The following is a 6,909-nucleotide window of genomic DNA, read 5'->3' as shown; positions in this document are numbered from 1 at the left end:
TCACCGCCGCCATCACCGCCGCCGTCACCGCCGCCATCACCGCCGCCGTCACCGCCGCCATCACCGCCGCCGTCACCGCCGCCATCACCGCCGCCGTCACCGCCGCCATCACCGCCGCCGTCACCGCCGCCGTCACCGCCGCCGTCACCGCCGCCGTCACCGCCACCGCCACCGCTGCCAGCACCGCCGTCGCCACCGGCTCCGGCATCACTGCCGCCAAATCCTGTGCCGGAGAGGCCACGATCGTCGCGGTTGTTCTTGCCTCGCTGATCAAACGCCGACCGATCGTTCTGGGAGGCATCCGCCGTTTCCGTCTCACCAGAAGCGTCGCCAAAGTCAGACGCGCTCGGCTGATCGGACGCGACATCATTGCTGTCGGTGCCCGCGCTATCGGTAGAAAGTGATGCAACCGCATTGCCCGATGGGCTGGCTGCCGCTGTCGCATCTGGGATGCTTGTGGCGCCTTCGGCCGGTGCGGCCGTAATGTCTATTCGCTTGATAAAGTCGAGGCACTCTCCACCATCGATCGCCACCTCGAGTTCCTCGGGGGTCATGGAGTTGCAGAAGGCGACAGCCTTCGGCGACGCGCCCCAAAGAGTCAGGTCATTGGCTTCGCCAGAGGTGGCGTAAGCGGTCGCGGCGAGTGCTAGAAGTCCCGCGCCAAGCAACGGCCGACGATACACGCGAAAACAAGCAAGGCGTTTGCTAGAGCGTTCCAATGATCAGTCCTCCTCTCGAAGACGGCACAAGAACAACCGACAGTTCCGGCCACCAATCGAGGTTCTTTCGTTGCTCGCCAAACTTGGCGCAATACAAGCATTTTGAAGTCGTTCTCGAGTCGAAATTGTACGGGAAAAACAACAAGATATAACTAGTGCTTACGTGGTTATCCCAAAGAGAAGGCCTACTACTTTCTAGTATTGAAGAACCGCATCTTGTTTCTTTGGATCGATTCTGCGGCCGGCCCGTTCGACTCGTACATGCGCCGTTGCTCGTCGCATGACAGTGACGCGCCCAACCACGGCTTCCATTGCCCCCACCAGACCGTTGGCGGGCTGAGATAGGCGGGTTGCGAAGACCACTTCAAAATTGTATACAATCGTATTCAACGCGTGACCGGCTTGTGGATGAAAGCCAGGACGAACCCATTTGGCCAGCAAGCTTGGCTCGCCCTTCGTCCACGGTCTGCCCGCCAAGAGAGACCACCTATTCGAGAACCATCATGACACTCCCCCCCGACACCGATGTGCTCGTCGTCGGCGCCGGTAACGCGGCGTTCGCGGCAGCTCTCGCCGCACGCGAGCACGGCTGCCGTGTCACCGTGCTGGAGCGCGCATCCGAGGACGAGGCCGGCGGGAACACGCGTTTCACGGCCGGCGCTATCCGGTTCGCCTACCGTGGCGTCGACGACCTTCTCGCGCTCATGCCCGATCTCAGCGATGAGGAACGCGCGACAACGGACTTCGGCACTTACACCGAAGATCAGTTCTTCGACGACATGGGACGGGTCACCGAGTACAGGAGCGACCCCGACCTTTGCGAACTGTTGGTGACGCGCAGCCGCGACACCATGATGTGGATGCGCGACAAGGGGATCCGCTTTGCGCCGATCTATGGGCGCCAGGCGTTCAAGGTCGACGGCCGCTTCAAGTTCTGGGGCGGATTGACCGTTGAGGCCGCCGGTGGCGGTCCGGGTCTTCTGGAAGCGTGGAACCATGCCGCCCGATGCTCGTCCGTCGACGTTCACTATCGAGCCAGGGCCGAACGCCTGATCGTCGACGACGGCCGGGTGACCGGCGCCGTGGTGCATCACGACGGCCGCGACCAGACCATTCGCGCCGCCGCCGTGGTCCTCGCTTGCGGCGGCTTCGAGGCCAATCCGGCATGGCGTACGCGCTACCTGGGCCCGGGCTGGGACCTTGCCAAGGTGCGCGGCAGCCGCTTCAATACCGGTGAAGGCATTCGTATGGCGCTGGAGATCGGTGCCGCGCCCTATGGCAACTGGTCCGGCTGTCATGCGGTCGGATGGGAGCGCAATGCGCCGGAGTTCGGCGACCTCTCGGTCGGCGACCACTTTCAGAAGCACAGCTACCCCTGGGGTATCATGATCAACGCCCGCGGCGAGCGGTTCGTCGACGAGGGCGCGGACTTCCGCAACTACACCTATGCCAAGTACGGGCGCGTCATTTTGCAGCAGCCCGGGCAGTTTGCCTGGCAGATCTTCGATGCCAAGGTCGCCAATCTGCTGCGACCGGAGTACCGCATCAAAGAGATTACCAAGGTCAGCGCCGGTTCGCTGGACGAGCTCTGTGGCAAACTCGATGACGTTGACAGTGCACGAGCCCTGCAGACGATCGACGCATACAATGCCGCCGTCCGGACCGACATTCCTTTCGACCCCAACGTCAAGGACGGGCGCTCGACGCGAGGGCTCGCAATCAGAAAATCCAATTGGGCCAACACCATCGACGAACCGCCATTCGAAGCCTATGCAGTGACCTGCGGCATCACGTTCACGTTCGGCGGTCTTAGGATCGACAGGAAAGCGCGCGTCCTCGACAAGGACTTGGAACCGATACCCGGGCTCCACGCCGCTGGCGAACTTGTCGGCGGTATCTTCTATTTCAACTATCCAGGCGGCACCGGGCTTATGTCTGGATCGGTGTTCGGCAGGCTCGCGGGCGACACGGCTGGCCACGACGCCCGTGCGGTGGCAACGACCGAACGTTCAAAGCGTGGCTAAGCTAGACATGAGCGCGCCGACGGAAAATGCGGGCAAGGCCAGAGCACGTGGCACGACGCGCGCGTCCCACAGCCTGACTGTCAGCGAAACGTTACGCGACGATGTTCAGTCCGGACGCTACGGCCCCGGCGATCGCATTACCGAGGAAAAGGTCGCCGCGCGACTGGGGGTGAGCCGTACACCCGTTCGCGAAGCCCTGAGGCGGTTGGAGTCGGAAGGTCTCCTGGTGACCCTGCCCTGGCGCGGCGCGGTCGTGGCCGAACTCGATCGTGGTCAGGTGCTTGAACTCTATGCCATGCGTGAGGTTCTGGAAGGCACTGCCGCCCGGTTCGCCGCGCAACATGCCGATGACGCCGAGATCGACGTCATGCGCGACATCTTAGAGCGCCAGGCCGAAGCCGGTGACGATAGCGACCTTGCCGCACGCATCAACCGTGACCTCCACGAAGCCATCTACAGTGCCGCGCGCAACCGCTACCTGCTTTCGACCCTGCACGGCCTCAGGAACGCGCTTGCGCTGCTGAAAGGGACGACCTTTGCGGCAGAGGGCCGGCCGGACGCCGCCCTCGGCGAGCACCGCGCCATCGTCAACGCCATCGCCAAGCGCGATGGCGACAGGGCGGAACAGGTGGCACGGCGCCACATTGCCAACGCCCGGCGTACCCGGCTTAGGATGCTCTACACGTCTGCTGAATCGTAAGTTCGTCTTGACCTATGCGCGGGTGCCAGATCGCTGGTGACGGGACCGGCGAATTGGAACACAATTGCCGTGCCGGTTGGGATAATCGGTGGCGCGGCCGAGGCTTCGAAGCTGGAACCTCACGGTAACCGCGTCAGGTGGTTTCTCCGCTTTTGCGTTTGTCCGACGGCAAGGGAACAAGGAACCATGGAAGCCAAGACGCCTGCAATCACGACGGCTTTGGACAATCCCACGCCGCAGCTCACCTTGCCCTCGCGCTGCTTCACCGACCCCGACGTCTATGCCCAGGAGCTGACATCAATCTTCAGCAAGGTCTGGCAGCCGGTCGGCCACAGTGTCGATGTGGCCAAACCGGGCAGCTACATCACCGGGAACGTCGCCGGCCAGGACATCGCCGTCATTCGCGGCCGGGATGGGACCCTGCGGGGTTTCTTCAACGTGTGTCAGCATCGCGGTCACCGTTTGCTCAAAGGCAAGGGCGATCTGAAGATTGCGATCACGTGTCCCTATCACGCTTGGGCTTATGGTCTGGATGGCCGGCTGCGTGGCGCCCCGAATGCCGAGAACGTGCCGGGCTTTGATGCATCGCGTGTCGGGCTGAAGGAGATCGGTGTTGAGGAAATCGGTAAGCTCGTGCTGGTCAACCTCGACACCGATGCGGCCAGCTTCGAGGACGAGTTTCCCGGTGTCGCAAAAGAGCTCGCTGAGTTTGCACCCCGGCTCGACGAATTGGAGTTTGCGCATCGGACAACCGCGGAGATGGCGTGCAACTGGAAGGTCGCCTTCGAGAACTATGCGGAGTGCTATCACTGCACCCACGCCCATCCGACGTTGATGACCGCGCTCCTGAGCGCCGATGGCTTCAAGCTCGAGCTGTTCGAAAAACACCATCGCCAGACAACCGGTACGGCTAAGGGCGGCGTGACGCTCTATCAAATCGATCGTGCAGCCAGTCCTCATGTCGACGAGTTACGTAGCTGGGTGCTGTGGCCCAACTTCGCGCTACAGGTCAATCCGGGTTCGAACTACGTCGTCTTCCACTTCATCCCCGATGGACCGGAACGAGCCATAGCACAAATCGACTGGTTCTTCGGACCCTGGGTCGATGCGGGCGAACGCGAACGCATCGTCGCCGAGCACAGCGCCACAACACTTGCCGAAGACGTTCGATTGGTCACCGATGTTCAGATCGGGCTGAACAACATGGGCTATGACCGCGGCGTGATCATGGCTGATGGCCATGAACCTGACGCCGGACGCAGCGAGCATTCTGTCGCCCATCTGCAGAACCTGTGGCGACGCGCCATGGGCGGCGACTGGTAGACGGCCTAGGCGTCGAGCGGAGATCTTCTGCGCGATGCCGGGGTTGGGCGGTCGAATTCTTCGGCGAATTGGTTTACCGTTACGCGCTTGCTTGATCTGACTTCGAGAGCGCGTTTGACCAGAGACTGCGGTGAACCACGCCAGCTTGGCTCGGTGCTGCTGTGCGCTGGCCGCGGCAGCGTGGCATGACATCGATCGTGGCGACGGCGGTGTCTTTCCTCCGGAAGGCTGCGGGTTACATCGTCGTTGCCGCGATAACGGCATTTGTCGTCGCCGCGATTTACGCCATGCAACAACCTCAAGAAAACGGCAGCGTCTCGCTCAATCAGCTTCTTGAATCGATGATCGTCGAGAGCGAGAACGAACGTGCCGCGCTTCAGATGATCCTGACCGGGGATCCCGACAAGATCGAGCAAGGCCGCAATATCTTGGAAGATGCCGCACTTGCGGCACGGCCGACCGCGCAACGGCACCTGGCAACATACTGGGCCCTGTCGGACGCTGAGGATAAACGCGCGCGGGTTTATCAGTGGCTGCTGGTCGCCCTAGCCTGCGCTCGCGGCATTGATCGACAGGCGCAGAACGACGCGCAGATCAACTACCTCCTGTTCTTGACCAATATTGCCTTGATCGAACACTCGACATCACCAGCCGACAAGGAGCTCGGCACACGTTGGGCAAAGAGCTGGCTCGCGGCCAACAGCGATGCAGCCCCACTCATGATTTGCGATGTGGCGGCGATCGACGACTATCAGGTAGAGTGACACCGGAACGACTCTACTTTCGAGTTAGATTTACCACGCGAAAAGACGCGATTAAACGCCCCATCACGACTTAGAGCGGACAGGGCGCGCGCGAGTAGCTCTATCGGCTGCTTTTGGCGCAAAAGCGGTAGTCGGCAGAAATTGCGGTCAAAGTATGGATGGATCACAGCCCTAGGGTGCAAAATAGGGCAATGAGTGTGTTCGCCTCATCGCACGGCCAGTTGTTGCCTGTTGCGGAAGACGACGGAGGTCCGCATGAGCGTTCGGCGGCCAGATCAGGAATTTTGGAATGGCCGACGTGTGCTGCTGACGGGGCACACCGGCTTCAAGGGGTCGTGGTTGGCGCTTTGGCTCAGCCAGTTGGGCGCCGATGTCTACGCGTTTGCCCTGCCCCCGGCGGACGGCCCGAACCTTTTCAGCTTGGCCGATGTGGCGAGCCATTGCGACAGCCACTTCGTCGATCTGCGTGACGCCTCCTCCGTTGCCGACGCGGTGCGTGAAGCCCGCCCGGAAATCGTCCTCCATCTGGCCGCCCAGGCACTAGTGCGCCGCTCGCTTGAAGATCCGATCGAGACGTTCGACACCAATGTGACCGGATTGGTCAATCTCATGGAAGCGTTGCGCGGCGAGACCGATCTGCACACCGTCCTGATTGTTACATCGGACAAGGTCTATTGGAACAATGGCTGCGGATGCGCATTTAAGGAGTCGGCACCCTTGGGTGGCAAAGACCCCTACTCCGCCTCCAAGGCGGCCGCCGAACACGTCGCGCATACATACGCTCAAAGCTACTTCGAACGCGATGGCATTCGCGTTGCGACGTCGCGTGGCGGCAATGTCATCGGTGGCGGTGACTTCGCCGCCGATCGCATTGCGCCCGACTGTGTGCGTGCAGCATTGGAAGGTGAGCCGCTGACATTGCGGCATCCCGAAGCAACGCGCCCATGGCAGCATGCGCTCGATTGCCTGTGCGGTTATCTTCTGTTTGTCGAGACGCTCTCACAGGATCCTTCTTGCCCGCGGACGCTCAACATAGGCCCGCGCTCGTCTGAGGACCTGCCGGTCCGGATCTTTGCCGAAACGTTGCTCAGCGCTTTGGGTCACGTCACCGCCAACGGCTGTCCAAAGGTCCTCGTCGAACCGGTTCCCGGATCGATCGAAGCACCGTACCTTCAAATCGATGCCTCGCTTGCCCGGTCCACGTTAGGCTGGGACGATGAGATGGTCGGCCGTATCGCCATCGCATCGGTCGCGTCGTGGTTTCGCCAGTGGCTTGATGGCGCCGACATGAGCTCTGTCACCCTGTCCGAGATCAACGCCTACCAAACCGCCGCGCCATGACAACTGGTTAGCACCACGACCGGCACGCTGCGAAACCG

Annotated in this window: 6 protein-coding genes; all 6 read left to right on the top strand. The window is 61.8% G+C overall.

What is annotated here, in order from left to right; genetic code table 11:
- Positions 1-404, top strand: a 404-nt coding sequence (locus AAF563_06700; GenBank protein MEM7120945.1) for a hypothetical protein, incomplete at its 5' end; no start/stop codon positions are given.
- Positions 405-1,222: 818 nt separating this feature from the next.
- On the top strand, positions 1,223-2,743 hold the full coding sequence (gene tcuA, locus AAF563_06695) for an FAD-dependent tricarballylate dehydrogenase TcuA (protein ID MEM7120944.1): 1,521 nt from the start codon (positions 1,223-1,225) through the stop codon (positions 2,741-2,743).
- A 7-nt stretch (positions 2,744-2,750) separates the two neighbouring features.
- A complete protein-coding gene (locus AAF563_06690; GenBank protein ID MEM7120943.1) occupies positions 2,751-3,443 on the top strand; it encodes a GntR family transcriptional regulator in 693 nt (230 codons plus the stop codon).
- A gap of 186 nt (positions 3,444-3,629) precedes the next feature.
- Entirely contained in the window at positions 3,630-4,766 is a 1,137-nt protein-coding gene (locus AAF563_06685) for an aromatic ring-hydroxylating dioxygenase subunit alpha (protein ID MEM7120942.1), read from the top strand.
- 197 nt (positions 4,767-4,963) lie between these two features.
- Positions 4,964-5,530 (top strand): hypothetical protein, encoded by a 567-nt coding sequence (locus AAF563_06680; GenBank protein MEM7120941.1) that lies wholly within the window; start codon positions 4,964-4,966, stop codon positions 5,528-5,530.
- Between the two features lie 255 nt (positions 5,531-5,785).
- Positions 5,786-6,871, top strand: coding sequence for a CDP-glucose 4,6-dehydratase (gene rfbG / locus AAF563_06675; GenBank protein MEM7120940.1), 1,086 nt, complete (start codon positions 5,786-5,788; stop codon positions 6,869-6,871).
- Positions 6,872-6,909: the final 38 nt, after the last annotated feature.

It is taken from the genome of Pseudomonadota bacterium (assembly GCA_039028155.1).
In the GTDB taxonomy this organism is placed as follows: Bacteria; Pseudomonadota; Alphaproteobacteria; order SP197; family SP197; genus JANQGO01.
The sequence above is the reverse complement of the archived record's forward strand: the minus strand, read 5'-3'. Positions and strand labels throughout refer to the sequence as shown.